This window comes from Crossiella sp. SN42, from assembly GCF_023897065.1.
Lineage (GTDB): Bacteria > Actinomycetota > Actinomycetes > Mycobacteriales > Pseudonocardiaceae > Crossiella.
On sequence record NZ_JAMHIV010000002.1, the window covers coordinates 202,239 to 227,147 of the forward strand.

The window sequence follows — 24,909 nt, forward strand, 5'->3', positions numbered from 1 at the left end:
GATGGTGCCCGAGCGCCGGGGCGGCTGGCGAACGCTTTACCGCCCGGCGGCCGCGGCGTCGCGCGAAAGGGCGACCAGGCGGGAGACCGCGCGCAGGTACTTCTTCCGGTAGCCGCCGCGCAGCATCTCCTCGGTGAACAGCTCCGACAGCGGCTGCCCGGAGACCACCACCGGGATGGCCCGGTCGTACAGCCGGTCGGCCAGCACCACCACGCGCAGCGCCACGTCCTGGTTCGGCACCGCGTGCAGCTCGCGCAGGTGCACCGCGCGCACCCCGTCCAGCAACCGCCCGTACTTCGACGGGTGCAGGGTGGCCAGGTGCGCGCACAGCTCGGCGAAATCGTCCACAGTGGACCCCGGCCGGGCCGCGGCCAGCGCGTCCAGCTCGGCGGCGGGCACCGGGTCCGGTGCGGGCGGCAGGCCGCGGTGCCGGTAGTCCGGGCCGTCCACCCGGACCACGGTGAACTTCGCCGACATCGCCTGGATCTCGCGCAGGAACAGCTCCGCGTCGAAGCGGCCCTCGCCGAGCTTGTCCGGCAACGTGTTCGAGGTCGCCGCCACGAACACCCCGGCGTCGGTCACCTCGCGCAGCAGCCGGGTGACCATGGTGGTGTCGCCGGGGTCGTCCAGCTCGAACTCATCGATCGCCAGCAGCCGGTGCTCAGACAGCCTGCGCACCGCCTCGGCGAAGCCCAGCGCGCCGACCAGGTGGGTCAGCTCGACGAAGGTGCCGTAGGCCTTGGGGCCGGGCACCGCGTGCCACACCGAGGCGAGCAGGTGCGTCTTGCCGACCCCGAACCCGCCGTCGAAGTACAGCCCCGGCTTGGCCACGGTGGCGGGCTTGGCGCCGAACAGCCCGCCGATCCAGGACTTGCGCGGCGGCCCGGCGATCACCTTGGCGCAGAAGGCCTGCCCGGCCTCGACCGCGGCGGCCTGGCTGGGCTCCTCCGGGTTGGGCAGGTAGGTCTCGAAGCGCACCGCGTCGAACCGGGGCGGTGGGACCATCCCGGCCACCAGGTCCGCCGGGTCGATCTCCGGGCGACGATCCACCAGGCGCGCGCTCGACATTCCGGCAGCGTATCCGGCCGCAGGGTGGCTAGTGCAGGCCCGCCCACAGCAGCAGCTGGCCGGCCAGCGCGGCCACCAGCAGGCCCATCAGCGCCGCGGCCACCCCGGTCGGCACCGGCCGCCACACCGCCATCCGGTCCAGCAGGACCAGCGCGATGCCGCCGACCACCAGCCCGCCGAGGGCCACCGCCACCGCCACCAGCAGGCCGAACGCCGGCGTCAGGCCCAGCACCCCGGCCGCGCAGCAGGCCAGCAGCACCGCGGCCGCCGGTAACAACGAGTCCGTCCGCTTCTTCTGACTGAGGTCTTCCACGGGCACCGTCCCCGACATCGGCGTCGAAACCTCTCACCCTGGATACGAGCAAAACACGCCTTCCGGACCACTCGCCGGTGGTCCTTCTCACATCGTGACCTGGCCGCCCGCACCGCCCGGCGAGCGGACCGAGGGGGTCCCGTGCTCAGATAGAGGCGTGGACTGGCTCTGGCCCTCGAACTCCCCCGCTGTCAGGACGCCCGCCGACGAGAGCGGGCTCGAAGCGCGCTACGCCTACCCGGACGGGCTGACCCGGCCCTGGCTGCGGGTCAACTTCGTGTCCAGTGTGGACGGTGCGGTGACCGTGGAAGGCCGCTCCCGCGGGCTGTCCACCGAGCTGGACAAGGAGATCTTCCTGCTGTCCAGGGACCTGGCCGACGTGATCCTGGTCGGGCTGCGCACCGCGGTGATCGAGGGCTACGCGGGCGCCAAGCCCGGCGCGCAGCGGCGGGCCCGCCGGGCCAGGCACGGGCTGTCCGCGGCACCGCCGATCGCGCTGGTCACCACCACCTGCGCGCTGGACCCGGAGTCCGCGCTGCTGACCGACACCAGGGTGCCGCCGATCGTGTTCACCTGCGCGAACGCGCCTGCCGAGCGCCGGGCGGCGCTGACCGCGGCGGGCGCGGAGGTGGTGCTCACCGGCGAGGCGAGCGTGGACCTGGCCGTGGTGCTCGGCGAGCTGGACCGGCGCGGGATGCGCCGGATCGACTGCGAGGGCGGGCCCACCCTGTTCGGCTCGCTGATCGCCGCCGACCTGGTGGACGAGGTGTGCCTGACCGTCTCCCCGCTGCTGACCTCCGGCGACGCCACCCGGATCGCGCACGGCGCGCACCCGGACGCGCCCCGCTCGCTGCGCCTGGACTCGGTGCTGCACGAGGACGGCGCGCTGTTCCTGCGCTACCTACGGGACCAACCGTGACCAGGGCCGACACCGACCTGCTCGCCGCGGCGGCACGCGGGGACGACACGGCCTTCGACGACCTGGTCCGGCGGCACACCAACCGGATGTACCGGATCGCGCTGCGCATCGTGGGCGACCCGGCCGAGGCCGAGGACGTGGTGCAGGAGGCCTGGGTGTCGGCCTGGCGCGGGCTGGGCCGCTTCCGCGGCGAGGCCGCGCCGACCACCTGGCTGTTCCGGGTGGTCACCAACACCGCACTGGCCCACCTGCGCAAACGGCGGCCGACCGTGCCGCTGGAGGACACCGTCGAGCCCGCGATGACCGATGTCGCGGCCGACCCGGAACGGGCCGCGCTGCGCAGCGAGCAGACCGGCCTGGTGCTGCGCGCGATCGCCACTCTCGAACCCAGCCAGCGGGTCCCGCTGGTGCTGCGTGAGCTGGAGGAGCTCAGCTATGAGGAGGTGGCCGAGGTACTGGATGTGCCGGTGCCGACGTTGCGCTCCCGGCTCTACCGCGCCAGGGTGGCTCTGCTCGCCAAGTTGGAGGAACTGCGATGACCGGAGCGAACGCGGCCCTGCCGTGCGGCCGTCTGCGCGGTGACCTCCTGGCGCTGGTCGTCGACGGCGAGCTGGAACCGGCCGACGCCGAGCTGGCCGCGCACGCCCGCGACTGCCCGCACTGCCAGGCCGAGCTGGGCGCGCTGGACGGCCGCTGGGGCGCGGTGCGCGCCGCGGCCAAGGCCCCGGTGCCGATCCCGGACGGGCTGGCCGCGCGGATGCTGGCCGGGGTGCGCGGGCTGCGCGGGGTGTTCTCCGCCGCGGACGCCGAGCTGGACCAGGGCGAGGGCACGCTGACCGTGTCCGCGCGGGCGGTGCTCACGCTGGCCCGCCAGTTCGCGGTGGAGGCCGTGCACGAGCTGCCCGGGGTGCACCTGCGCGGGCTCACCGGCGACGGCGCCGCGATCACCGTGTCGGTGTCGGTGCGCTACGGGGTGGCCGCGGACCTGATCGCCCAGCGGTTGCGGCAGGACCTGCGCGCCCGGCTGGCCGGCTCGCTGGACACCGCCGCGCCGGAGGTCGCCGTGGAGGTCGTGGACGTGCTGCCTCCCCGACCGGGTATCGGACTTCCCCAGTTCGAGTGACAAACCGCGATGCGGTGGAGCCACGGGGCATCCGAACCGATGTCAGGTACAGGACGAACACCTGACGTCGAAACGATGCGAAGGAGTCCCCATGGCGCAGTCCACCACCACCGAGTCCGTGCCCGTCGCCCGCGGCGGCAACACCCCGGCCCGGCTGGCTGACGACACCTCGCAGGGCAAGACCACCATCTCCGCCTCGGTGGTGCAGAAGATCGCCGGTATCTCCGCCCGGGAGATCTCCGGGGTGCACGCGATGGGCGGCGGGGTCTCCAGGGCCTTCGGCGCGCTGCGCGAGCGCATCCCCGGCGGCGGCACCTCGGCCACCTCCGGCGTGCAGGTCGAAGTGGGCGAGAAGCAGGCCGCGATCGACCTTGACATCGTGGTCGAGTACGGCGCGTCCATTGTGGACCTGGCCAAGGCGGTGCGACGCAACGTGATCACCGCGGTTGAGCGGATGACCGGCCTTGAGGTGATCGAGGTCAACATCGCGGTCAACGACATCAAGCTGCCCAGCGAGGAAGACGAGGACAGCGAGACCAACACCAGGGTCGAATGATGACGGCCGAACTGGCGGACCGGATCGCCCAGGTCGTGCTGACCCACCCGAGCGTGGTGTCGCTGCACGGCGGCGCGTACGGGCAGGTGCTCTCGTACCTGCCCGGCCGCAAGGTGATCGGGGTGCGCAGCACCGGGGACGGCGAACCGGTGGAGGTCGGGGTGGTGCTGCGCTTCGGCGAACCGCTGCCGGAGGTGGTCACCGAGCTGCGCCAGCGGGTGCGGCAGGTGACCGGCGCGGTGCCGGTGGACATCACCGTGGTCGACGTGGTGGAGCCCGGCGAGTAGCCGATGGCAGACACCGGCGGCGAGCCCCCGGCGGACCGGGCGGCCTTCCGCGAGTACGTCCGGCGGCACCACCCCGATGTCGGCGGCGACCCGGCGGCCTTCGCCGCCGCGGTGGCGGCCTACCGGCGGCGGCAGGCCGAGGCTGAGTCCGAAGTGGACGATCGGTTCGACGCGCCGGTGGAGATTGTGGTGACACCGCGGGGAATCCGCGGTATCGCCACCCGGATCGGCCGGTGGCGGGCGAAACGCAGGCGCCCGCCCCGGGTGAACTAAGGAGTGGGTTCGACGTGAACAGCACCCAGACCGGCCTGCTGGCCGGGCTCGTCCTCGGCGCGGCAGGCGCCCTCGGCGGGTTCACCGCTTTCCTGATCACCGTGCTCGTCGGCGCCATCGGCCTGGTCGTGGGCCGGGTGCTCGACGGCGAGCTGGACCTCGGCGAGCTGCTCGGCCGTGGGAAGGACCGGTGAGCCAGCCCGATCCGGCGGACCGCGGCGGGCTGAGCATCGACCCCGGCGTGCTGCGCAAGGTGGTCGAGCACAGCGCGGACGGGGTGCCCGGCACCCTGCGCGTGCCCCGGAAGCTGGCCGGGGTCGGCATCGGTGAGCAGGGCGCCAGCGCCCGGCTCACCCTCGCCGGCCAGGACATCGACGTGCGGCTGGACCTGGCGCTGCGCTACCCGGCCCCGGTCCGGTCCACTGTGGACGCGGTGCGGGTGGCGGTCAGCGACGAGGTCGAGCGGATCACCGGGTACCGGGTGCGGGTGGTGGACGTGACCGTCTCCGCGCTGCTGCCGGAGACCCGGCCGAGGGTGGAGTGACGTGATGCGGCTGATCGTGCGACTGCTGTCGACCCTGCTGGGACTGGCGCTGGCCGCCGCGGGCGCGCTGCTCGCGGTGGAGTTCGCCTGGGCCGCCTGGAAACCCGGCGAGCACGTGCTGGTCCCCTGGCGGGACTGGGCCGCGGCACTGGGTTCGGTGGACTGGACCGCGACGGTGACCAGGCTGGTGGCCGGCGGGCTGCTGCTGCTCGGGCTGGTGCTGCTGTGGGTGGCCACCGGCGCGCGGCGGCGCGATGTCCGGCTGGCCGATCCGGCGCCGGAGGTCACCGTGACCACCTCGCCGCGTTCGCTGGCCCGGCTGGTGGGCACCAGGGTGCGCGCCGAGGACGGGGTCAGCTCGGCCACCGTGACCGCCTCGGTGGCCAAGGTCCGGGTGCGCGCGGCCAGCCGGTTGCTGGCCAAGAACGAGCTGCGGCCCAGGGTCCTAGAAGTGACCAGGACCGTGGTGACCGATCTGCCGCTGCCGCGCACCCCCAAGGTGTCCGTGGTGGTGGCTTCGCCGAAGGAGCGCCGATGAGCACCCGATCCGCGGCCGCGGTGGCCCGTTCCGCCCGCGCCGAACGTGTCCTGACCGGCGGCGCCGGGGTGCTGGCGATCCTGCTCGGCGTCGGCGCGCTGGTGCTCGGCTCCGGGTGGCTGGGCGCCGGGCGGGCGGCCCGGCCGGTGCTGGACCCGATGATCAGGGACTGGCTGCTCGCGCACCGGCCCTGGGTGCTCGGCGTCGGTATCGCGCTCGGGCTGCTGGTGCTGGTGCTGGGCCTGCGCTGGGTGGTGCGCTCACTGCGCCCGGAGACCCGGCCCGATCTGCGGCTGGACGGGTTCGGGCCGAGCCGGGTGACGATCACCTCCGGCGCGTTCGCCGAGGCGGTGCGGGCCGACGCGGCCAGGGTGGACGGGGTCAGCCGGGCGCACGCGCGGCTGGTGGGCAGTGTGGAGCGGCCCGCGCTACGGCTGTCGCTGTGGCTGGCCGAGGGCACCGATGTGCGCGCGGTGTGGCAGCAGCTGGACCAGACCGTGCTGAGCCGGGCGCGGGCCTGTCTCGGGGTGGAGACGCTGCCGACCGCGGTGCGCCTCGAACTGGACAGCGCGCGTCGTCAGCGGGTGCGGTGAACGGCTGCGCAACCGGTTGCGACCAGGCATGATGGCCCGCATGACGCTGCCGCTGACCCCGCCCGTCCAGCCGATGCTGGCCAGCCCGGTGGACGAGGTGCCCGACCGCGACGGCCTGCTGTTCGAGCCGAAGTGGGACGGGTTCCGCTGCGTGGTCTTCCGCGACGGCGACTCGGTGTTCCTGCAGTCCCGCTCCGGCAAGGACCTGGCCAGGTACTTCCCGGAGGCGGTGGAGTTCCTGCGCGCCGGGCTGCCGGACCGGGTGGTCATCGACGGCGAGCTGGTGGTCGAGGTGGACGGCGAGCTGGACTTCGACGCGCTGACCGAGCGGATCCACCCGGCGGCCAGCCGGATCACCCTGCTGGCCGCGCAGCACCCGGCCCGGTTCATCGCCTTCGACCTGCTCGCGCACGGCGACGACACGCTGCTGGAGCTGCCGTTCACCGAGCGGCGGGCCCGGCTGGAGAAGCTGTTCGAGCAGGTCAGCGGCGATCGGGTGCACCTGACCCCGGCGACGGCCGAGATCGCCACCGCCCGCGAGTGGTTCACCCTGTTCGAGGGCGCGGGTCTGGACGGGCTGATCGCCAAGCCCGCGGACGGGCCGTACGCGCCGGGCAAGCGCACCCTGTTGAAGATCAAGCACGCGCGCACCGCGGACTGCGTGCTGGCCGGGCTGCGCTGGCACGTCAAGACCGAGCCGGGCACCGCGGTCGGCTCGCTGCTGCTCGGGCTCTACGACGACAAGGGCGTGCTGCACCACGTCGGCGTGATCGGCTCCTTCCCGGCGGCCAAGCGCAAGGCCCTGGTCGAGGAGCTGGCCGAGCTGCGCGAGGGCGCGGAGGACAACCACCCCTGGCTGACCGGCGAGACCGAGGGCCAGCGGCTGCCCGGCGCGATCAACCGCTGGCGCAGCAACGAGCAGAGCTGGCTGCCGCTGCGCCCGGAGCGGGTGGTGGAGATCGCCTACACCCAGACCGAGGGCGGTTTCCCGGCCCGGCTGCGCCACAACGGCCTGTTCCTGCGCTGGCGCCCGGACCGCGAACCGGACTCCTGCCGCTACGACCAGCTCGACCAGCCCGCCAAGTACGACCTGGACTCGGTCCTCGGCGGCGAGGTCAAGCCCGCCTGAGGCGCGTTCACCCTGGCCTCACCCCGGCCGTGCGAAGCTGCGGTCAGCCTGTCACCGGACCCGGGGAGATCATCAGTGCCGCGCCGTCGAGCCTCCATCAGCGTCGGCGCGATGGCCGCGGTGTCCGCACTGGTCCTGTCCGCCTGCGCGGTCGGGCCCTCGGACCGGCCGGCGGTCGCGCACGACGGCAGTGGCGCGGGCCCCGGCGGTCCGCCGCCGACCTCCGCCCCGGCCAAGCCGATCCCGCCGCTGACCGAGCCCAAGGACGTCGGACTGTCCTTTGTGGACTGCACGGACACGGTGAACCGCAAGCTGGGCAGTCCGAACAGTCTGCGGGTCGGCTGCGCGAAGCTGTCCACCACACTGGACTCGCCGACCAGGCCGGGCCGCGGCAACACCCGGATCCAGCTGACCAAGGTCGGCGAGGGCAAGCACCCGCTGGTGGTGCTCAACGACGCCATGGGCGAGCCCGGTTCGCTGTACGCGGTGCGGCTGGCCGCGCAGCTGCCCAAGGAGATCCTGGACGTCTTCCACCTGATCGGCGTGGACCGGCGCGGCACCGGCGACTCCGACGCGGTGCGCTGCGTGAACCAGCCCTCCCGCAGCGCCATGGTCGGCTTCGACCCGGCGGTCACCGACGCCGGCGCCCTGGGCGAGCTGCTGGAGACCACCAGGGACGCCGCCCAGGAGTGCATGCTGGACCTGGACGAGCAGCTGGGCGCCTTCGACACCGCGCGCACCGCCAACGACATGAACGCGCTGCGCGAGGCACTGGGCGTGCCCCAGCTGAACGCGGTGGCTCGCGGCGACGCCTCCCGGGTGCTGACCGTCTTCGCCGAGCGCTACCAGGACGAGGTGGGCCGGTTCATCCTGGACGGCTCCCCCGATCCCACGGTCGACGCGGTGGGCCAGGCCGAAGCCCGCGCCAGCGGCCTCAAGGACGCCTTCGCCGCCTTCACCGCCGACTGCGCCACCCGCGGCTGCCCCCTGGGCGCCACCCCCGACCAGGTGGTCAACGACCTGGTGGCCAAGCTGCGCGGCCAGCCCCTGCGCGGCGCCCGCATCACCTTCCAGTCGGGAACGGCGCTGCGCGCCATCGCCGCCGGCCTGGCCGACCGCCCCCGCTGGCCTGAGCTCGCCGAGGCCATCACCAAGGCCCGCGACGGCGACGCCAGCGGCCTGGAATCCTTCGTGCTGCCACTGTGGAACGGCCCCGACCGCGACATGATCCGCCTGGACGGCGGCCTGGTCACCACCTGCAACGACACCACGACCAGGGTCGACCCCGCGCGCGCGGCCACCCTGGCCCAGGAGTGGACGGCGAAGTACCCGATCTTCGGCGCGCTGAGCGCACACGAGCTGGCCTGGTGCATGCCGTGGCCGGTGCCCGCCCAGCCCCTGCCCATCCCCCGCGCGCCGGAAGCGCCGCCGATGTTGGTGCTGGGCACGGAAAAGGACGCGGTGACCCCGTTGGCGGGCACCACCAAGACGGCCGAGGCACTGGCCACGGCGGTACAGGTCAACTGGCAGGGCGCGGGCCACGGCGCGTTCGCCCGGTCCAGCTGCGTCAACGAGGCGAGCAGGCTGTACCTGGTCGAGGGCAAGGCCCCGGCAAACGGAACGGTGTGCCCCCCGTGACCGGGAAGGCACACCGCTCGGCTCGTGAGTTCAGCAGTTGGGACAGCAGTTGTCCCCGCAGCCGGTGCACTTGGCGCAACAACCACAACCTGCCATAGCAGCCTCCGATGATCATATTGCTGTGCCTGCATAACTACGGTAAGCAACTTTCCTGTTCAGTTCGTACCGCCACCAGCGTGACGGCTGCGCACAAAACGGTGACGTTTCTGCACTACAAACCGCGTTCGAATCCGGGTGAAAACCCACGAAGAGGGCCTCTCGTCTTCTCCGTACGGCCTGGAGACTGCTGACCGCATCTCATCGAGCGGCCCCTGCAACCTGCCGCCGCCCTAGCTTCGCAACGTGACCGGGGCCGCTCGATGAGATGTGGTTTGCTGTCGGAAGGTCGTGCGGAGAAGACGAGAGGGCCGCGAGCACGCTGGTTCGCTCGTCGGCAACACAAACCCCGCCCCGCAACCTGCTTGTCCGGGTGTTGACTTGTCCCACCCTCCGGGGGTCTGCCCGTCCGGCGAGGACACTCTTTTGATCTTTGTCTTGGGTTTTCAAGCGACAGTCAAGAGCGTCCTCGCCGGACGGGCAGAGATCAAAGCATGGGGGGGAAAGTCAAAGGCCAAGACGCAAGCGGGTCTTGAGGTTCCCCATGCCCGTCAACCTTCCGAAATCGAACCACATCCCAGCGAGCAGCCGCCGTCACGTGGCGTGGCTTTGGCGGCGGTTGCTGTGAGCGTCTGCTCGCTGGGATGTGGTGCGATGTCTCCAGGTTGACGGGCATGGGGAACCTCAAGACTTCGGTGGACGTTTGAAAAGCCACCCCGTCGCTGGTTCTTGGTCGCTCAGCCTTCTTTGCCCTGTTGGAAGGTGTCCAGGATCCGTTGTGCCGCTTGGGCTGGGGTCACCGTGCCCTCGGCCACCTGCTTCGTCAGCGCCGGTCCCAGCTCCCGGACTCCCGGGTGACTGTGCAGCTCGTGCAGCAGCCGGTCGTGCACCATCGCCCAGGTCCAGCCCAGCAACTGGTTGCGGCGCTTGGCTTCCAGCTCGCCCGCGGCGTCGAGTTGGTCGCGGTGGCGGGTCACCTGCGCCCAGACCTCGGCGATGCCTTGGTCGTCGCGGGCGCTGCACGTGAGGACCGGGGTGTCCCAGGTGGCGTCTGCCGAGCGCAGCAATCGGAGTGCGCCCGCTAGTTCTCGGGCGGCGCGGGCGGCTTCCTTGGCGTGGTCGCCGTCCGCTTTGTTGACGGCGATAACGTCGGCCAGTTCCAGGACGCCCTTCTTTATGCCCTGCAACTGGTCTCCGGTGCGGGCCAGGGTGAGCAGGAGGAAGGTGTCGACCATGTCGGCGACGGTGACCTCGGACTGGCCCACGCCCACCGTCTCCACCAGGACCACGTCGTAGCCCGCTGCTTCCATCACCACGATGGTTTCGCGGGTCGCTTTTGCCACTCCGCCAAGGGTTCCGGCGGTGGGGCTGGGGCGGACGAAGGCGTTGGGGTCGGCGGAGAGGCGGGTCATCCTGGTCTTGTCGCCCAGGATGCTGCCGCCGCTCTTGGTGGAGGACGGGTCGACCGCCAGCACCGCTACCCGGTGGCCTTCGGCGGTGAGGCGGCTGCCCAGGGTGTCGATGAAGGTGGACTTGCCTGCACCTGGGACGCCGGTGATGCCGATGCGGCGGGCCTTGCCTGCGTGGGGTTGTAGTTCGGCCAACAGGTTCTGGGCCGTGGTGCGGTGGTCGGCTCGTCTGGACTCGACCAGGGTGACCGCGCGGGCGACCCAGGACCGGTCGCCCGCGAGCACTCCCTCGGCGTACGTGCCGACGTCGATGTTGCCGCGCATCAGCCCTGCTGGTCGGTCAGGACCTTCAGCAGGTCCAGGGCGGCCTCGGCGATCACGGTGCCGGGCGGGAAGATCGCGGTGGCACCGGCGGCGCGCAGCTCGTCGAAGTCCTGGGGCGGGATCACGCCGCCGACCACGATGAGGATGTCCTCGCGGCCCTGGGACTCCAGCTCCTGCCGCAGGGCGGGCACCAGGGTGAGGTGACCGGCGGCGAGGCTGGAGACGCCGACGATGTGCACGTCGGCCTCGATGGCCTGGCGGGCCACCTCGGCCGGGGTCTGGAACAGCGGGCCCACGTCCACGTCGAAGCCCAGGTCGGCGAATGCCGTGGCGATGACCTTCTGGCCGCGATCATGACCGTCCTGGCCCATCTTGGCGACCAGGATCCGCGGCCTGCGGCCCTCGGCCTCCTCGAAGGCCTCGGCGGCCCTGCGGGTGCGTTCGATGTTGCTCACCGCACCGGCCTCCTCCCGGTAGACCCCGGAGATCACCCTGATCTGGCCGGAGTGGCGGCCGTAGACCTTCTCCAGCGCGTCGGAGATCTCGCCGACGGTGGCCTTGGCGCGGGCCGCGTTGATGGCCAGTGCCAACAGGTTCCGGTCGAGACCAGCCTCGCGGCGGCCGTTGGCGGCGTCCTCGGCCGCCTTGGTCAGAGCGTCCAAAGTGGACTGAGTGGCTGCACTGTCCCGCTCCTCGCGCAGGCGGCGCAGCTTCTCCACCTGCTGGGCGTACACGCCCGCGTTGTCCACCTTGAGCACGTCGATGGCCTCGTCCGCGGTGACCCGGTACTTGTTCACCCCGATCACCGGCTGCCTGCCGGAGTCGATGCGCGCCTGGGTGCGGGCCGCGGCCTCCTCCACGCGCAGCTTCGGGATGCCCTCGTCGATGGCCTTGGCCATCCCGCCCGCGGCCTCGACCTCCTCGATGTGGCTCCACGCGCGGCGGGCCAGGTCGTAGGTGAGGCGCTCCACGTAGTTGCTGCCGCCCCACGGGTCGATCACCCGCGTGGTGCCCGACTCCTGTTGCAGCAGCAGCTGGGTGTTGCGGGCGATCCGCGCGGAGAAGTCGGTGGGCAGCGCCAGCGCCTCGTCCAAGGCGTTGGTGTGCAAGGACTGCGTGTGCCCCTGGGTGGCGGCCATCGCCTCCACGCAGGTGCGCACCACGTTGTTGAACACGTCCTGCGCGGTCAGCGACCAGCCGGAAGTCTGCGAGTGCGTGCGCAGCGACAGCGACTTGGCGTTCTTGGGGTCGAACTGCTTGACCAGCTTCGCCCACAGCAGGCGGGCCGCGCGCAGCTTGGCGACCTCCATGAAGAAGTTCATGCCGATCGCCCAGAAGAAGCTCAGCCGGGGGGCGAAGGCGTCGATGTCCAGGCCCGCGTCCCGGCCGGCCCGCAGGTACTCCACGCCGTCGGCCAGGGTGTAGGCCAGCTCCAGGTCGGCGGTGGCCCCGGCCTCCTGGATGTGGTAGCCGGAGATGGAGATCGAGTTGTACCGGGGCATCTTCTGCGAGGTGTAGGAGAAGATGTCGGAGATGATCTGCATCGAGGGCTGCGGCGGGTAGATGTAGGTGTTGCGGACCATGAACTCCTTGAGGATGTCGTTCTGGATGGTCCCGGCCAGCTGCTCCGGCGCCACCCCCTGCTCCTCGGCGGCCACGATGTAGAGCGCCAGCACCGGCAGCACCGCGCCGTTCATGGTCATCGACACGCTCATCTTGTCCAGCGGGATGCCGTCGAAGAGCTGCCGCATGTCGTAGATCGAGTCGATCGCCACGCCCGCCATACCGACGTCACCGGGCACCCGCGGGTGGTCGCTGTCGTAGCCGCGGTGGGTGGGCAGGTCGAAGGCCACCGACAGGCCCTTCTGCCCGGCGGCCAGGTTGCGGCGGTAGAAGGCGTTGGACTCCGCGGCGGTGGAGAAACCCGCGTACTGGCGGATGGTCCACGGCTGGTTGACGTACATGGTCGGGTACGGCCCGCGCAGGTACGGCGCGATACCCGGGTAGGTGCCCAGGAAGTCCAGGCCCTCGGTGTCCGCGGCGGTGTAGAGCGGGTTGACCGTGATGCCTTCCGGCGTCTCCCACACCAGGTTCTCGGCGTCCTTGCCGGTGGCCTCGGTGAGCGCCGACCGCCAGCTCGCCGGGTCCGCGGCGGCGGCCGGGACGCCCAGGTCGACCTGGCCGAAGTCGGGGATCAGGTTGCGCGGCATCAGAAAGCCACCTTATCAATGCTCGACCCCGCGAGCGGGTCCACGGCTAGGTCAGTGAGCGTGCTGCGGAGGACACCGAGTGCGTCGCAACCGGCGAAGAGGTAGTCGTCGATGCCCGCGGCCCGGTCGCTCTCGGCGCGGTCACCGGGCTTGCCGGCCAGCCAGATCCGTTGCGCGCCAGCGGCTTTCAGCGCCTCGGCCACCGGGGCGGCGTGCTCGGCGTAGCTCTTGTCACTGCCGCACAAGCAGACCACGCTCGCGCTGCTGTCCTTGAACGCCGCCGCGATCGCCGCCGGATCGGTGCCGGGGCCGCTGTCCGGGGTGGCGATACCGCCTGCCTGGAACAGGTTCGCGGCGAAGGTGGCGCGCGCGGTGTAGGAGGCCACCGAGCCCAGCGTGGCCAGGAAGACCGCGGGCCGCCGCGGCGCATTGTCCGAGGCGGTGCGCAGGTCCTCGAACTCCTGCGCGTACCGGACCCTGGGCAGCCCGCCGGTGGGCGGGGCCGGGTTCGGCGCGCGGACCGGCAGCTTCTCGGTCAGGTTCGGGAACTCGCTGACCCCGGTGATCGCGTCCTTGCGGTGCGCGATCCGCTTGGCGCGCTTGGCCTGGGTGGCCGCCAGCCGCTGCTCGATCAGCCCGTCGGCCAGCGCCGCCTCGAACCCGCCTGCCCGCTCGATCTCGGTGAAGAAGGCCCAGGCGGCCTGCGCCAGGTCCTCGGTGAGCCGCTCCACGTAGTAGGAACCGCCAGCCGGGTCGATCACCCTGGCCACGTGCGACTCCTCCACCAGCAGCGCCTGGGTGTTGCGCGCGATCCGCCTGGCGAAGTCATCCGGCAGGCCCAGGCAGGCGTCGAAGGGTTGCACCGTGACGGAGTCCGCCCCGCCCACGCCCGCGCCGAAACAGGCCAGCGTGGTGCGCAGCATGTTCACCCACGGGTCGCGGGCGGTCATCATCGCCGAGGAGGTCACCGCGTGCTGGCGCTGCGCGGGCGCACTCGCCTGGCACACCTCGCCGACCCTGGCCCACAGCCGCCGGGCGGCGCGGAACTTGGCGATGGTGAGGAACTGGTCGGCGGTGGCGGCGTAGCGGAACTCCAGCTGCGCGAAGGCGGCGTCGATGTCCAGCCCGGCCTCGGTCAGCGCGCGCAGGTAGGCGGTGGCCACCGCGAGCGAGGCGCCCAGCTCCTCGGCGTCCGAGCCACCCGCGTCGTGGAAGACGGTGCCGTCCACGGTCAGCGTGCGCAGCCTCGGGTACTTCGCACTGACCCTGGCGGCCAGCGCGGCGGCGGCCCCGAGGTCGGTGTCCGCGCCGGTGCGGGCGCGCAGACCGAGCGGGTCGGCGCCCAGGTTGCCGGAGAGCTCGCCGTCGGGCACCCCGCGCTCGGCGGCCAGCGCGAACAGCGCCTCGGCCGCGACCTCGGTCTCCGGGCCCGCGTCCAGCACGATCGCGGCCAGGTCCAGGTACACCCCGTCCAGCACCCCTGGCAGGGCCTCGATCGGCAGCGCGTCCCCGCCGAGGGTCAGCCAGAGCGAGCTGACGCCGTTCTCCAGGTCCGCCAGCACCGCCTCGCGGCTGGTGGCCGGATCGGGATGGCTGTGCCGCTGGCGGACGTCCCAGCCGCCCGGAACCGCGCCCTCCGGCTTGCTGCCCCTGGTGTACGGCGCAAGTCCGGGCAGACCGGTCTCCGGGGCCGCGTCCTCGCGGGTGTACAGGGGATTGACGGTGATGCCGTCATAGGTCGTGCGGGCGAGCCTGGATTCCGGGAAATCCGGCAGCTCTGCCGAAGACCCGCTTGCGGGGTCGAGCATCGATAGAGCGCCGGACTTGCGGAGCACGCCCGCGACCAGCTCCCGCCACTGCCCCAGCTCTGGCTGCGGGAACTCCGCGGCCAGGGTGAGCTGCTCGCCAGGCAAAGTCATGCAGCGGATCGTAGCCAGGATGCGCGGCCAGAAACCCTTAGTCGTGGCCCGACCCACCCCTAACTTTTCCAGTCATCGGATGACTGGGGTGTCGTTCAAGTCCGTGAACTGGGAATACGCCAAACGAAGCACCCCAAAGTCCAGGTAAACATCGTATGATTCGCCCCCATGTCACCCCTTTCCAGGCGACGTTTCCTCCACCGTGGTTCGGCCGCCGCCGGACTCGTGACTCTCGGCGCTGGCTGGACCACCGCCGCGACCACCGCGTGGGCCGAACCCTCCGCCGAGGCGTTCGGACCCAAGAACGTGCACCGCGACATCGCGCGGGACGCCCGCATGCTCTGGCGCAAGCTGCCCACCAGCTGGCAGGACGCGCCCTTCCTGGCCAACGGTTTCCTCGGCGTGCAGGTCTACCGCGGTGCCAACGCCAACGAGCTGCGGTTCATGCTCAGCCACAGCGAGGTGCAGGACCAGCGGCCGCAGTGGGAGGCCGCGGTCGGCCTGTCCCGGCTGCCGATCGGCTACCTGACCCTCACCCTGGCCGGCACCGTCACCGCGGTCGACTGGCAGCTGGACCTGTGGGACGCCGAGCTCTCCGGCACGGTCACCACCACCGCGGGCAGCCTGAGCTTCCGCGCGCTGGTGCACAACGACCGGGGCGTGCTGCTGGTCTCGCTGAGCCCGAACGCCGGTGAGGAGGCGGCCGCGTGGGGCTTCACCGCGATGCCGTCCAAGACCACCCGCCAGATCCGGATCCCACCGGACTACACCGCCAACCCGGACCCGCGGACCGGCAGCTCGGCCGGGGTGTCCTATGTGGAGCAGCCGCTGCACGCCGGGGGTGGCTACACCACCGCCTGGCAGGAAAAGCGTATCGGCACCAGGCGGCTGCTGGCGGCCACCGTGGCCTACGGGTTTCCACAGTCCACCTCCACCGGGGACGCGGTCACCGCGGTCCGGCACGCCCAGCTGGCCGGGCTGGACCCGCTGGTCTTCGCCCACCGCGCGTGGTGGCACCGGTTCCACTCCAGGAGCCTGGTCTCGGTGCCGGACAAGTGGGTGCAGCGCTTCTACTGGATCCAGCTGTACAAGATGGCCTGCGCCACCAGGGAGAACGCGCCGGTCACCAGCGAGTGGGGCCCGTGGTTCCCGGAGGGCGGCGGCAGCTGGACCGCGGTGTGGTGGAACCTCAACGTGCAGATCACCTATCCGTTCGCCGGCATCGCCAACCACCCCGAGCTGGACGCGGTGACGCAGACCTTCCGCAAGCACCACAAGAACCTGGAGTTCTCGGTGCCGCCGGAGCTGCGCGACGGCCAGACCTACGCGCTGGCCCACCCCGGCGACCGCACCCTGCGCTCCGGCGGGCCGAAGCTCGGCGCGGAGATTCCCGGCAACGCCACCGTCGGCCGTCCCGGCACCTCCACCAAGACCGACCAGACCGGCAACCTGATCTGGGGCCTGCACAACGTCTGGCTCAGCTACCGGCACAGCATGGACCGCCGGATCCAGCGGGACGTGCTGTACCCGTTGCTGCGCAAGGCGCTCAACTTCTACCTGCACTTCCTCAAGCCGGGCCCGGACGGCCTGCTGCACCTGCCGCTGACCCGCTCACCGGAGTTCGCCGACGCGGTGGACGCCACCTACGACCTGTCCCTGATCCGCTGGGCGGCGCGCACCCTGCTGGAGACCACCAGAGAGCTGCGCGTCGACGACCCGCTGGCCCCGCGCTGGCGGGAGGTGCTGGCCAAGCTGGTGCCCTACCACCGCAACGAGCAGGGCGTGCTGATCGGCGAGAACGTGACCCTGCACGGCTCGCACCGGCACTTCTCGCACATGCTCTGGTTCCACCCGCTGCGCGAGGTCAGCTGGGAGACCGGCGACCGCGACCTGATCCGGCGCACCTACGACCAGTGGAGCAAGGACCGCTCGGCCTGGGCCGGGTACAGCTACCCGGCGGCGGCGATGATGTGCGCGCTGATGGGCCAGGCGGACACCGCGCTCGGCCACATCCGGCACCTGCTGGACGGCAACGTGATCGGCATCGCCAAGCTGACCCCGAACACGATGTACGTGGAGGGCAACAACCTCGCGCTGGAAAGCCCGCTGTCGGCGGCGGAGTCGGTGCTGCACCTGTTACTGGACAGCGGTTCCGGCGTGGTCAAGGTCTTCCCCGCGGTGCCCTCCACCTGGCGGGAGGCCGCCATCGACGGCCTGCGCGCCCAGGGCGCGTTTGTGGTGGACGCCTCCCGGCGGGACGGGGCCACCGAGTGGGTCCGGGTGCACAGCGAGGCCGGCGAACCCCTTGAGCTGGCACACGGCATCCCCGGCGATATCCAGGTCCGCTCCGAGCTGGGCCTGCCGCTGCGCTGGCGGCAGACCGGTCCCGGCCGGATCTCGGTGACCCTGCGCCGCGGCCAGACCGCGGTGGTGACCCGCCGCGGCCACCACCCCGACCTGCGCCCCCGCGACGTCCCGGCCAACGCCGCCGCGCCGCAGTGGGGACTGCCCTAGGTTTGGTGGTGTGACCAAGGTTCTGCTCACCGGCATGTCCGGCACCGGCAAGTCGACCGCCCTGTCCGCACTCGGCGAGCTCGGGCACCGGGTGGTCGACACCGACACCGACGAGTGGAGCCACTGGGTCACCGACGACGATGGCGAGCCGGACTGGGTGTGGCGCGAGCAGGCCATCACCGACCTGCTGACCGGCCACGGAGAGGGCAGCCTCTTCGTGGCCGGTTGCAAGACCAACCAGGTCGGCTTCTACCCGCTGTTCGACCACGTCGTGCTGCTGAGCGCACCGGCAGAGGTGCTGCTGGCGCGGATCGCGGCGCGCACGGACAACCCCTACGGCAAGGACCCGGCGGAACGAGCCGCGATCCTGGCGAACCTGGAGCTGGTCGAGCCGCTGCTCCGGGAGTCGGCGACCCTGGAGATCGACACCCGCGCCCCGGTCGCGGAGGTGGCGCGGCGGCTGGTCGCGCTCACCTGACCATCACCAGCTCCATCCAGCCGCCCTTGTCCACCAGCCGGTCGTCGGCGAACCCGTGCCGCCGGTACAGCGCGGCCGCGCTCTTGTTGTCCGCCATGACATCCAGCGTCACCCTGGTCGCACCGCGCTGCTCGGCCCAGCGCAGCGCGACCCGGATCAGCTCGTCCCCGACCCCGCGCCCCCTGGCGAACGGGGCGACCCACATCGAGCGCAGCTTCACCGTCGACTGCCCGGTCCGGGTCGCGCTGACCATCCCGGCGTCCCGGCCGGCCAGCACGGCCACCAGGTTCAGGTCGGCCTCGGCCAACCGGTCCCGCCAGCGTTGCTCCGGCGCGTCCGCCCAGTCGGCCAGCTTGGTGCCGAACGCGGCAGGCGCCTCGGCCAGCGCGGCCAGCCGCAGGTCCCGCCACCGTGCCCAGTCCCGGGTGCTCAGCGCGGTCAGCCCGATCATGTCTCCGACTCTCTCCATCCGCCGGTGTCCCGGCAACCGGTTTACTTGCAGCGCAGGCCTTCCGGCGGCAGCATGCCATCCACCAGGTACCTGGTCACCGGCCGATCGACGCAGGTTTTGCCCTCCAGGTAGACGGTGTGCTGCTCGCCCTCGAAGGTGACCAGGCGGGCCTTGAGCGCCTCGGCCAGCGCGATGCCCCAGTCGTGCGGGGTGGCCGGGTCGCCGGTGGTGGAGACCACCACGGCGGTGGGCGCGCCGTCGGTCTTGGGGCGGTGCGGGCCCATGGTGTTCGGCGCGGCCCAGAAGGCGCACACGTCCAGCACGTCGACCTTGCTCTTGTCCTTCACCGGCGGCGCGTCCAGGCAGTTGACCGCGGTGAGCGCGTCCTGGTTCCCGTCGTAGCTGCCGTCCGGCCGGCGGCCGTGGTACTCGTCGGCCACGGCCAGCATCTCGGTGCCGTCGCCCGCCTTGAGGCCCTCGATGGCCTCGGTCAGCCGCGGCCAGCTCTTCGAGTGGTACAGCAGGTGGTCCACGGCATCGGAGACGTCCTCGGCGGACAGCTTCCGGTCGCCGACCGGCAGTGGGCGCTTGCCCAGCGGTTCGGTCAGGGCGTCCAGGCGCTCCCTTGCCCCGGCCGGGTCGTCGCCGACCGGGCAGGCCTGGCGACCGGCGCAGTCCTTGGCGTAGCTGAGGAAGCTCTCCGCGAAGCCGTCGCCCTGCTCGGCGTGCTTGCCGGTCAGGCCGAAGTCGTCCGCGCCGTCCAGGACCAGCGCGCGCACCCTGGCCGGGAAGGTCTCGGCGTAGACCGTGCCGATCTTGGTGCCGTAGGAGTAGCCGACGTAGCTCAGCTTCTGCTCGCCGAGGGCGGCGCGCAGCAGGTCCAGGTCGCGCACCACGTCCCTGGTGCCCAGGTGGGCCAGCTCCTCCCGGCCGGTGCGCTCGGCGCACTTGTCCGCGAACTCCTTGTTCCTGGCTTCCTGCTCGGTCACACCCTCCGGGGTGGACGAGTCGACGGGCTCCGCGCGCCGGGCGTCCTGTTCCGGGCCGGTCAGGCAGCGCAGCGCGGGCTCGGAGGCGCCGATGCCCCTGGGGTCGAAGCCGACCAGGTCAAACCGGGCGGAGACCTCGTCGCCCCGCTTGGCCAGCCTGCCGCCCAGGTCCGCGAGCTGGGCCATGCCGGAGGCGCCGGGGCCGCCGAAGTTGAACACCAGCGAGCCGATCCGCCGCGCCGGGTCGGTGGCGCGCTGCCGGAGCAGCCCGAGCTTGATCTTGCGGCCGTCCGGCTTGGCGTGGTCCAGCGGGACTTCCAGCGCGGCGCAGTCCAGCGAGCGGCGGTCGAAGGCGGCCTTGCGCTCGGCGTCCCCGGCGAACGGCGCGCAGTCACCCCAGGCCAGGCCACCCGCGGCGACCGGCTGTGGTGTGGCGCAGGCCACGCAAGCCAGCGCCAGCACCACGATGACCGGGAAGCGTCTGTCCATATCGGACAGTCTCGGGACCGGCGCGGCCCGCGGGCAAGGACTCGGCGGGGGCTCTCATCACATCCGCACAGGAGTCGCACAACTCCACCGGGTGAGCCCCGGAATGGCCATCCGAACGGGCGACAGAGTGGACCTGTTGTGCCACCTCGGCACAGCGCACGCTGGCCTGGTGCTGATCCATCCCTGGGACGCCGCCCGCTCCGACGAGGACTGGCGGGACCTGCTGACCCGGCACGACTTCGGCGAGCTCATCGCGCCCGGCCGCGGCCGGGACCTGCCGGTGGTCGTGCCCATCCACTTCGCCTTCGCCGAGCCCGGCACGGTGTGGCTGCACCTGGCCCGGCCCAACCCGGTCTGGGCCGCGCTCACCGAGCACCCGCGCTGCCTGCTGGTGGTCACCGGCGAGGTCGCCTACGTGCCTGCGGAGTGGAACGCCGCCGCGCCCGGCGCGGACCCGGCCCTCGGCGTGCCGACCTCCTACTACGCCACCGTGCAGCTGGAGTGCGACGTGCGGATCGAGGACGATCCGGAGGGCAAGGCGGCCATCCTGCGCAGGCAGCTCGCGCACTTCGAGCCGGACGGCGGGCGCAGGCCGGTCTCGGCCACCGAGGACCCGGACCGGCGGCTGCTGCCGGGCATCCGGGGCCTGGAGCTGACCGTCACCGGGGTGCGGGCGAAGTTCAAGTTCGGCGGCAACAAGCCACTCGAACAGCGGGAACGGATCGCGGCAAGATTCACCGAGCGTGCCGGGGCCGGGGACGCGGCCGTGGTCGACCGTCTGCTCCGTGCGGGTGACGATTGTCCGATCAGCACCAAGTGATCATGGAATGTTGTCCACGGATACCAATGACTCACGCCACGGGGCGGTCTGACCATGGGTTTAGCCGCAGTCACCCACGAGGAGTCTTGCCATGAGGATCGGCGTTCCCCGCGAAGTGAAGAACCACGAGTACCGCGTCGCGATCACCCCGGCCGGTGTGCTCGAGCTGGTCCGTCATGGCCATGAGGTCTTCATCGAGCACGACGCGGGCGCCGGTTCGGCCATCGCGGACGCGGAGTACGTCGCGGCGGGCGCCAAGGTGCTGCCCACCGCCGACGAGGTGTGGGGCGCCGCGGACATGGTGCTCAAGGTCAAGGAGCCCATCGCCGAGGAGTACCACCGGATGCGCCCGGGGCAGGTGCTGTTCACCTACCTGCACCTGGCCGCGGACCGCGCCTGCACCGACGCGCTGCTGGAGCGCAAGGTCACCGGTGTCGCCTACGAGACCGTGCAGCTGCCCAACGGCGCGCTGCCGCTGCTCGCCCCGATGTCCGAGGTCGCCGGTCGCCTGGCCACCCAGGTCGGCGGCGAGACCCTGATGAAGTCCCGCGGCGGCCGCGGCGTGCTGCTGGGCGGCGTGCCCGGCGTGCACCCGGCCAAGGTCACCGTGCTGGGCGCGGGCGTCTCCGGCATGAACTCGATCGCGATCGCGGTCGGCATGGGCGCCGACGTCACCGTGCTCGACCTGTCCGTGGACAAGCTGCGCGCGGCCGACTCCTACTACCAGGGCCGCCTGACCACCGTGGTGTCCAACGCCTACGAGGTCGAGCGCGCGGTGCTGGACGCCGACCTGGTCATCGGCGCGGTGCTGGTGCCCGGCGCCAAGGCGCCCAAGCTGATCAGCAACGACCTGGTGAAGCGGATGAAGCCGGGCGCGGTGCTGGTGGACATCGCCATCGACCAGGGCGGCTGCTTCGAGGACTCCCGGCCGACCACGCACGCCGAGCCGACCTTCCCGGTGCACGACACCCAGTTCTACTGCGTGGCGAACATGCCGGGCGCGGTGCCGAGGACCTCGACCTTCGCGCTGACCAACGTGACCCTGCCGTACGCGATCGCCCTGGCCAACAAGGGCTGGCAGCGCGCGCTGGGCGAGGACAACTCGCTCGCCCTTGGCCTCAACACCCACGACGGCCTCCTGACCAACGCCGGTGTCGCCGAAGCGCACGACCTGCCGCTGACCGCCGTCGCCGACGTTCTGGCCGGCTGACCACTCAGCTCGGCTCGCTGGGCCCAGCTCCTTACCTTCCCTGGAGCTGGGCCCAGACTTCTTTGTCCCGCTCGGCGGTCCAGATCACCGGCCGGTCCACGCCGGAGAGCTCGTCCCACAGCCTGGCCACGTTGAACGGCAGGCAGTGCTCGAAGATCGGCCAGCCGCCGTAGCGCGGCGCCAGCGCGGCGTGCGCGCCGTCGAAGGCCTCCTTGAGGCTGCCGTGCCGCACGTGCACCGCGGCCACCTGGGCTTGCAGCACCTGCAGGAAGTGCCGGGTCTGCGCGATCGCCGCGTCCACCGCGTCCCGGCCCCTGGCCACCGCGCCCCGCCCGCCGACGAGCACCTCGGCCCGCAACGCGGCCACAGTGTCCAAAGTGGACGATGACCAGTCCCGGTGGTAGGCGTCGCCGGTGTAGAGCGCGGCCTGCGACTCCACCAGGTCCCCGGCGAAGAGGATGCGCTGCCGGGGCAGCCAGGCCACCAGGTCGCCCTCGGTGTGCCCCCGGCCGCAGTAGCGCAGCTCCAGGTCGCCGCGGTCGCCGCCGAGCGGGATGGTCAGCCGGTCGGAGAAGGTGAGCGTGGGCCAGGTCAGGCCGGGGATCGACTCGGGCTCGGCGAACAACCTGGGCATCCTGGCGAACTCCGAGGCCCAGTCCGCCTCCCCGCGCTCGGCGATCAGCGCCCTGGTGTGCTCGTGCGCCACGATGACCTGCGCGTCGAAGGCGCTCGCGCCGAGCACCCGCACCGCGTGGTAGTGGCTGAGCACCAGGTACCGCACGGGTTTGCCGGTGTGCTCGCGCAGCCGGTCCAGCCAGCCCCTGGCCGCCACCGGCGTGGCCATGGCCTCGAAGCAGACCAGGAAGTCCTCGCCCTCGATCGCCCCCACGTTGGGATCCCCGGCCGCGGTCAGCGCGTACACGCCGTCACCGAGCACTTCCAGGGTCTGCTCCTTGGCCGCCAGATCGGCGGAGGAGGCGAACGGCTTGCCGGACATGCGAACCTCCCTGTTCTGCATCGGGCAGCAGCCTAGGGGAAGTGGTCCCTACCCCGGTGTCCGCCAACGGGACCGAGCTGGGCGCCCAGCCGCTCAGTCCTGGAACACCCGGTGCGGCGCGCGCAGCCGCGACCCGTCCGCCCAGCACAGCGCGTTCCGCTCCAGCCGGGGCGCCGCCTCGCCACTGCCCTGCCACAGCGGCTCGCAGGTCTCCGGCCCGCACCGCACCAGCGCCATCCGCCGCATGGACCACGCCGCCCACACCCCGTCCGGCGGGCGGGCCGCGTCGGCGAAGCGCACCGCGTGCGTGCCGGGCCTGGCCAGCACGGTCAGCACCCGGCCCCGGCCGAGCCGGAGCAGCAACAGCCTGCCCAGCCAGCCGAAGACCCGCAGCAACAGCTCCACGAACCAAAGGAACACCGCGTGCCAGCTCAGCGCCAGCAGCAGGTCTTCCGCCTCAAGGGGCAGGTCAGGGGTGCCCTCGCGGGACCACCGGGCCGATCCGTCCAGCCGCCGCCCGCGCACCCGGTAGCGGAGCTTCAGCCCGCCCAGCGGCGCGACCGACACCCGCTCCCGCCACTCGCCCTCGGCCCACTCCCGCACCTGCGACTCAGCCATCGAGCTCCCCCTCCCCCAGCCCCGCCGGCAACCGGACCTCCGCCCCGTCCGGCCACACCAGCAGCCCGCCGTCCAGCCACACCGGCACCGCTCCCGACCAGCGCCGTTCCACCCAGTCCTGGCCGAGGAGCAACACCGCCATCCGGTTCGCCGACCACACCAGCCAGCGCTCCCCCGGCCCGTGCACCGCGGCCACGAACCGCGCCGCCGCACTGCCCGCCGCCGCGCGCCACCGGCACTCCACCCCGGTCACCTCGACCACCCGCACCGGCTCACGCCAGCCCAGCGCCCACTCCCGCACCAACCGCTCGGACACCCCAGCCCCCTCCCACCCGGGATGACACCGGTTCAGCCGGAAAGGTTGGCCGCCCCCAAGATTCCCTTCGGCAACCGCACCCTGGACCCGTCCGGCCAGCGCAGCAGGCTCCGCTCAACCCGCGGCGACTCACCGACCCACAACGGCTCGCACCACTTCGGCCGCACGTGCAGCAACGCCATCCGCTCCCCCGACCAGGCCAGCCACACGTCGGCACGCTGGTTGGCCGCGTCCGCGAACCGCACCCCGAGCTGCCCCGGCCCGCCCACCACGGTCGCGGTGCGCCGCCGCAGCCGCCGGCTGCCCAGCCGCAGCACCACCCACACCGCCCGAGCCGCCAGCAGCAACACCCACAACACCGCCGACACCACCAGCGCGACCAGCGCCCCCGCGCACCCGTCCGCCTGCTCCAGCGGCGCACTCACCCACTCATCCGCGCTGCTGGAACTGGACCCGCCGGTGTTGCGCCGCGAACCGTCCACCCGCCGCCCGCGCACGTGGTACCGGAACCGCACGTCCCCCAACGGAACCACCCGCGCCGCCTGCCCCCACTCCCGCAGGGTCCATTCCGCCGCCTCACGCGCGAGCCGGTCCCCGGTCAACGAACCTCCTGCCGGATCCTGGCCTTCTCCGCCCGCTTCGGCGGCAGCACCACCCGCCCGCCATCCGCCCAGATCACCGCGAACTGCCTGGCCGCGAACTGCGCGGGCCCCGACCACAACACCCGCCCGTCCGCCTGGGCCAGCAGCACCTGCCCACCACCCCAGGCCACCCACACCCGCCGGGCCCGCCGCGCCAGATCCGCGAACTCGATCGCCGGCGACCCGGGCGGCGCGGTCACCGTCCCCCGCCGCAGGTCGATATCGCCGTCCCCGTCCAGCACGAGCTGCACCAGCACGCCGGCGAAGCGCACCAGGTTCCAGCAGAACCGCCGCACCAGCCGCCGCCCAGCCACGGTCCCATCCGACCGCCGCCCCTTGACCCGGTACGCCGGCCGCACCTTGGCGATGTAGACCACACCCACCGGCGCCCGCCACTGCGCGGCCGCCTGCGCGCGCACCCGTTCCCGAACAGCCTCAACCATGCGA

General features: G+C 72.2%; 28 protein-coding genes. 16 read left to right on the forward strand and 12 right to left on the reverse strand.

Annotated features, from left to right (window positions below; translation table 11 throughout):
* Positions 1-36: 36 nt before the first annotated feature.
* Together zapE and M8C13_RS03605 are read right to left on the reverse strand one after the other, a co-directional pair.
* On the reverse strand, positions 37-1,068 hold the full coding sequence (gene zapE / locus M8C13_RS03600; RefSeq protein ID WP_252478997.1) for a cell division protein ZapE: 1,032 nt from the start codon (positions 1,066-1,068) through the stop codon (positions 37-39).
* A 28-nt stretch (positions 1,069-1,096) separates the two neighbouring features.
* The gene (locus M8C13_RS03605; protein ID WP_252478998.1) at positions 1,097-1,381 is read right to left on the reverse strand and encodes a hypothetical protein; all 285 of its coding nucleotides are present in this window, start codon (positions 1,379-1,381) and stop codon (positions 1,097-1,099) included.
* Positions 1,382-1,538: 157 nt separating this feature from the next.
* On the opposite strand from M8C13_RS03605, the gene M8C13_RS03610 reads away from it, so the two are divergent.
* The 12 genes from M8C13_RS03610 to M8C13_RS03665 all read left to right on the forward strand — a co-directional run bounded on the left by M8C13_RS03610 (position 1,539) and on the right by M8C13_RS03665 (position 8,981).
* Positions 1,539-2,300, forward strand: a complete 762-nt coding sequence (locus tag M8C13_RS03610) for a pyrimidine reductase family protein (RefSeq protein WP_252478999.1) — start codon at positions 1,539-1,541, stop codon at positions 2,298-2,300.
* The gene (locus tag M8C13_RS03615) at positions 2,297-2,839 is read left to right on the forward strand and encodes an RNA polymerase sigma factor (RefSeq protein WP_252479000.1); all 543 of its coding nucleotides are present in this window, start codon (positions 2,297-2,299) and stop codon (positions 2,837-2,839) included. Before M8C13_RS03610 ends, M8C13_RS03615 begins: the two co-directional genes overlap by 4 nt.
* Complete coding sequence (locus M8C13_RS03620) at positions 2,836-3,423, forward strand: anti-sigma factor (RefSeq protein ID WP_252479001.1); 588 nt, start codon at positions 2,836-2,838, stop codon at positions 3,421-3,423. The genes M8C13_RS03615 and M8C13_RS03620 overlap by 4 nt, the downstream gene beginning before the upstream one ends.
* Positions 3,424-3,514: 91 nt before the next feature.
* Positions 3,515-3,979: an Asp23/Gls24 family envelope stress response protein gene (locus M8C13_RS03625; protein ID WP_252479002.1), complete on the forward strand. Its 465-nt coding sequence runs from the start codon at positions 3,515-3,517 to the stop codon at positions 3,977-3,979.
* On the forward strand, positions 3,979-4,266 hold the full coding sequence (locus tag M8C13_RS03630; RefSeq protein WP_252479003.1) for a hypothetical protein: 288 nt from the start codon (positions 3,979-3,981) through the stop codon (positions 4,264-4,266). The genes M8C13_RS03625 and M8C13_RS03630 overlap by 1 nt, the downstream gene beginning before the upstream one ends.
* A 3-nt stretch (positions 4,267-4,269) precedes the next feature.
* Complete coding sequence (locus tag M8C13_RS03635) at positions 4,270-4,539, forward strand: hypothetical protein (protein ID WP_252479004.1); 270 nt, start codon at positions 4,270-4,272, stop codon at positions 4,537-4,539.
* A 14-nt stretch (positions 4,540-4,553) separates the two neighbouring features.
* The gene (locus tag M8C13_RS03640; protein ID WP_252479005.1) at positions 4,554-4,733 is read left to right on the forward strand and encodes a hypothetical protein; all 180 of its coding nucleotides are present in this window, start codon (positions 4,554-4,556) and stop codon (positions 4,731-4,733) included.
* Positions 4,730-5,083, forward strand: a complete 354-nt coding sequence (locus tag M8C13_RS03645) for an Asp23/Gls24 family envelope stress response protein (RefSeq protein ID WP_252479006.1) — start codon at positions 4,730-4,732, stop codon at positions 5,081-5,083. The genes M8C13_RS03640 and M8C13_RS03645 overlap by 4 nt, the downstream gene beginning before the upstream one ends.
* A 4-nt stretch (positions 5,084-5,087) precedes the next feature.
* A complete protein-coding gene (locus M8C13_RS03650) occupies positions 5,088-5,621 on the forward strand; it encodes a DUF6286 domain-containing protein (RefSeq protein WP_252479007.1) in 534 nt (177 codons plus the stop codon).
* Positions 5,618-6,214: an alkaline shock response membrane anchor protein AmaP gene (locus M8C13_RS03655; RefSeq protein ID WP_252479008.1), complete on the forward strand. Its 597-nt coding sequence runs from the start codon at positions 5,618-5,620 to the stop codon at positions 6,212-6,214. The genes M8C13_RS03650 and M8C13_RS03655 overlap by 4 nt, the downstream gene beginning before the upstream one ends.
* Before the next feature lie 40 nt (positions 6,215-6,254).
* On the forward strand, positions 6,255-7,343 hold the full coding sequence (locus M8C13_RS03660; RefSeq protein WP_252479009.1) for an ATP-dependent DNA ligase: 1,089 nt from the start codon (positions 6,255-6,257) through the stop codon (positions 7,341-7,343).
* 75 nt (positions 7,344-7,418) lie between these two features.
* Complete coding sequence (locus tag M8C13_RS03665) at positions 7,419-8,981, forward strand: alpha/beta hydrolase (RefSeq protein ID WP_252479010.1); 1,563 nt, start codon at positions 7,419-7,421, stop codon at positions 8,979-8,981.
* 833 nt (positions 8,982-9,814) lie between these two features.
* Here the strand turns inward: M8C13_RS03665 and meaB are convergent.
* From meaB to mutA, 3 genes are read right to left on the reverse strand one after another with little or no spacing between them, the layout of a single operon-like run.
* Positions 9,815-10,810, reverse strand: coding sequence for a methylmalonyl Co-A mutase-associated GTPase MeaB (gene meaB / locus M8C13_RS03670; RefSeq protein ID WP_252479011.1), 996 nt, complete (start codon positions 10,808-10,810; stop codon positions 9,815-9,817).
* Positions 10,810-13,020 (reverse strand): methylmalonyl-CoA mutase, encoded by a 2,211-nt coding sequence (gene scpA / locus M8C13_RS03675; RefSeq protein WP_252479012.1) that lies wholly within the window; start codon positions 13,018-13,020, stop codon positions 10,810-10,812. The genes meaB and scpA overlap by 1 nt, the downstream gene beginning before the upstream one ends.
* Positions 13,020-14,939: a methylmalonyl-CoA mutase small subunit gene (mutA, locus tag M8C13_RS03680; RefSeq protein WP_252479013.1), complete on the reverse strand. Its 1,920-nt coding sequence runs from the start codon at positions 14,937-14,939 to the stop codon at positions 13,020-13,022. Before mutA ends, scpA begins: the two co-directional genes overlap by 1 nt.
* A gap of 225 nt (positions 14,940-15,164) precedes the next feature.
* Between mutA and M8C13_RS03685 the strand changes: the two genes are divergently transcribed.
* On the forward strand, positions 15,165-17,453 hold the full coding sequence (locus M8C13_RS03685; protein ID WP_252479014.1) for a glycoside hydrolase family 95-like protein: 2,289 nt from the start codon (positions 15,165-15,167) through the stop codon (positions 17,451-17,453).
* 10 nt (positions 17,454-17,463) lie between these two features.
* The gene (locus tag M8C13_RS03690) at positions 17,464-17,931 is read left to right on the forward strand and encodes an AAA family ATPase (RefSeq protein ID WP_252479015.1); all 468 of its coding nucleotides are present in this window, start codon (positions 17,464-17,466) and stop codon (positions 17,929-17,931) included.
* On the opposite strand, the gene M8C13_RS03695 is transcribed toward M8C13_RS03690, so the two are convergent.
* Both M8C13_RS03695 and M8C13_RS03700 read right to left on the reverse strand, forming a co-directional pair.
* The gene (locus M8C13_RS03695) at positions 17,924-18,400 is read right to left on the reverse strand and encodes a GNAT family N-acetyltransferase (protein ID WP_252479016.1); all 477 of its coding nucleotides are present in this window, start codon (positions 18,398-18,400) and stop codon (positions 17,924-17,926) included. The genes M8C13_RS03690 and M8C13_RS03695 overlap by 8 nt on opposite strands.
* A gap of 23 nt (positions 18,401-18,423) precedes the next feature.
* Positions 18,424-19,860, reverse strand: coding sequence for an alpha/beta hydrolase (locus M8C13_RS03700; RefSeq protein ID WP_252479017.1), 1,437 nt, complete (start codon positions 19,858-19,860; stop codon positions 18,424-18,426).
* 169 nt (positions 19,861-20,029) lie between these two features.
* On the opposite strand from M8C13_RS03700, the gene M8C13_RS03705 reads away from it, so the two are divergent.
* On the forward strand, positions 20,030-20,680 hold the full coding sequence (locus tag M8C13_RS03705; protein ID WP_252479018.1) for an FMN-binding negative transcriptional regulator: 651 nt from the start codon (positions 20,030-20,032) through the stop codon (positions 20,678-20,680).
* A gap of 91 nt (positions 20,681-20,771) precedes the next feature.
* The gene (ald, locus tag M8C13_RS03710) at positions 20,772-21,890 is read left to right on the forward strand and encodes an alanine dehydrogenase (RefSeq protein WP_252479019.1); all 1,119 of its coding nucleotides are present in this window, start codon (positions 20,772-20,774) and stop codon (positions 21,888-21,890) included.
* Positions 21,891-21,921: 31 nt separating this feature from the next.
* On the opposite strand, the gene M8C13_RS03715 is transcribed toward ald, so the two are convergent.
* The 5 genes from M8C13_RS03715 to M8C13_RS03735 all read right to left on the reverse strand — a co-directional run bounded on the left by M8C13_RS03715 (position 21,922) and on the right by M8C13_RS03735 (position 24,905).
* Complete coding sequence (locus tag M8C13_RS03715) at positions 21,922-22,887, reverse strand: MBL fold metallo-hydrolase (protein ID WP_252479020.1); 966 nt, start codon at positions 22,885-22,887, stop codon at positions 21,922-21,924.
* Between the two features lie 93 nt (positions 22,888-22,980).
* On the reverse strand, positions 22,981-23,505 hold the full coding sequence (locus M8C13_RS03720) for a hypothetical protein (protein ID WP_252479021.1): 525 nt from the start codon (positions 23,503-23,505) through the stop codon (positions 22,981-22,983).
* Positions 23,498-23,821: a hypothetical protein gene (locus M8C13_RS03725; RefSeq protein WP_252479022.1), complete on the reverse strand. Its 324-nt coding sequence runs from the start codon at positions 23,819-23,821 to the stop codon at positions 23,498-23,500. Before M8C13_RS03725 ends, M8C13_RS03720 begins: the two co-directional genes overlap by 8 nt.
* A 32-nt stretch (positions 23,822-23,853) precedes the next feature.
* Complete coding sequence (locus M8C13_RS03730; protein WP_252479023.1) at positions 23,854-24,423, reverse strand: hypothetical protein; 570 nt, start codon at positions 24,421-24,423, stop codon at positions 23,854-23,856.
* Entirely contained in the window at positions 24,420-24,905 is a 486-nt protein-coding gene (locus M8C13_RS03735; protein ID WP_252479024.1) for a hypothetical protein, read from the reverse strand. Before M8C13_RS03735 ends, M8C13_RS03730 begins: the two co-directional genes overlap by 4 nt.
* Between the last annotated feature and the right edge of the window lie 4 nt (positions 24,906-24,909).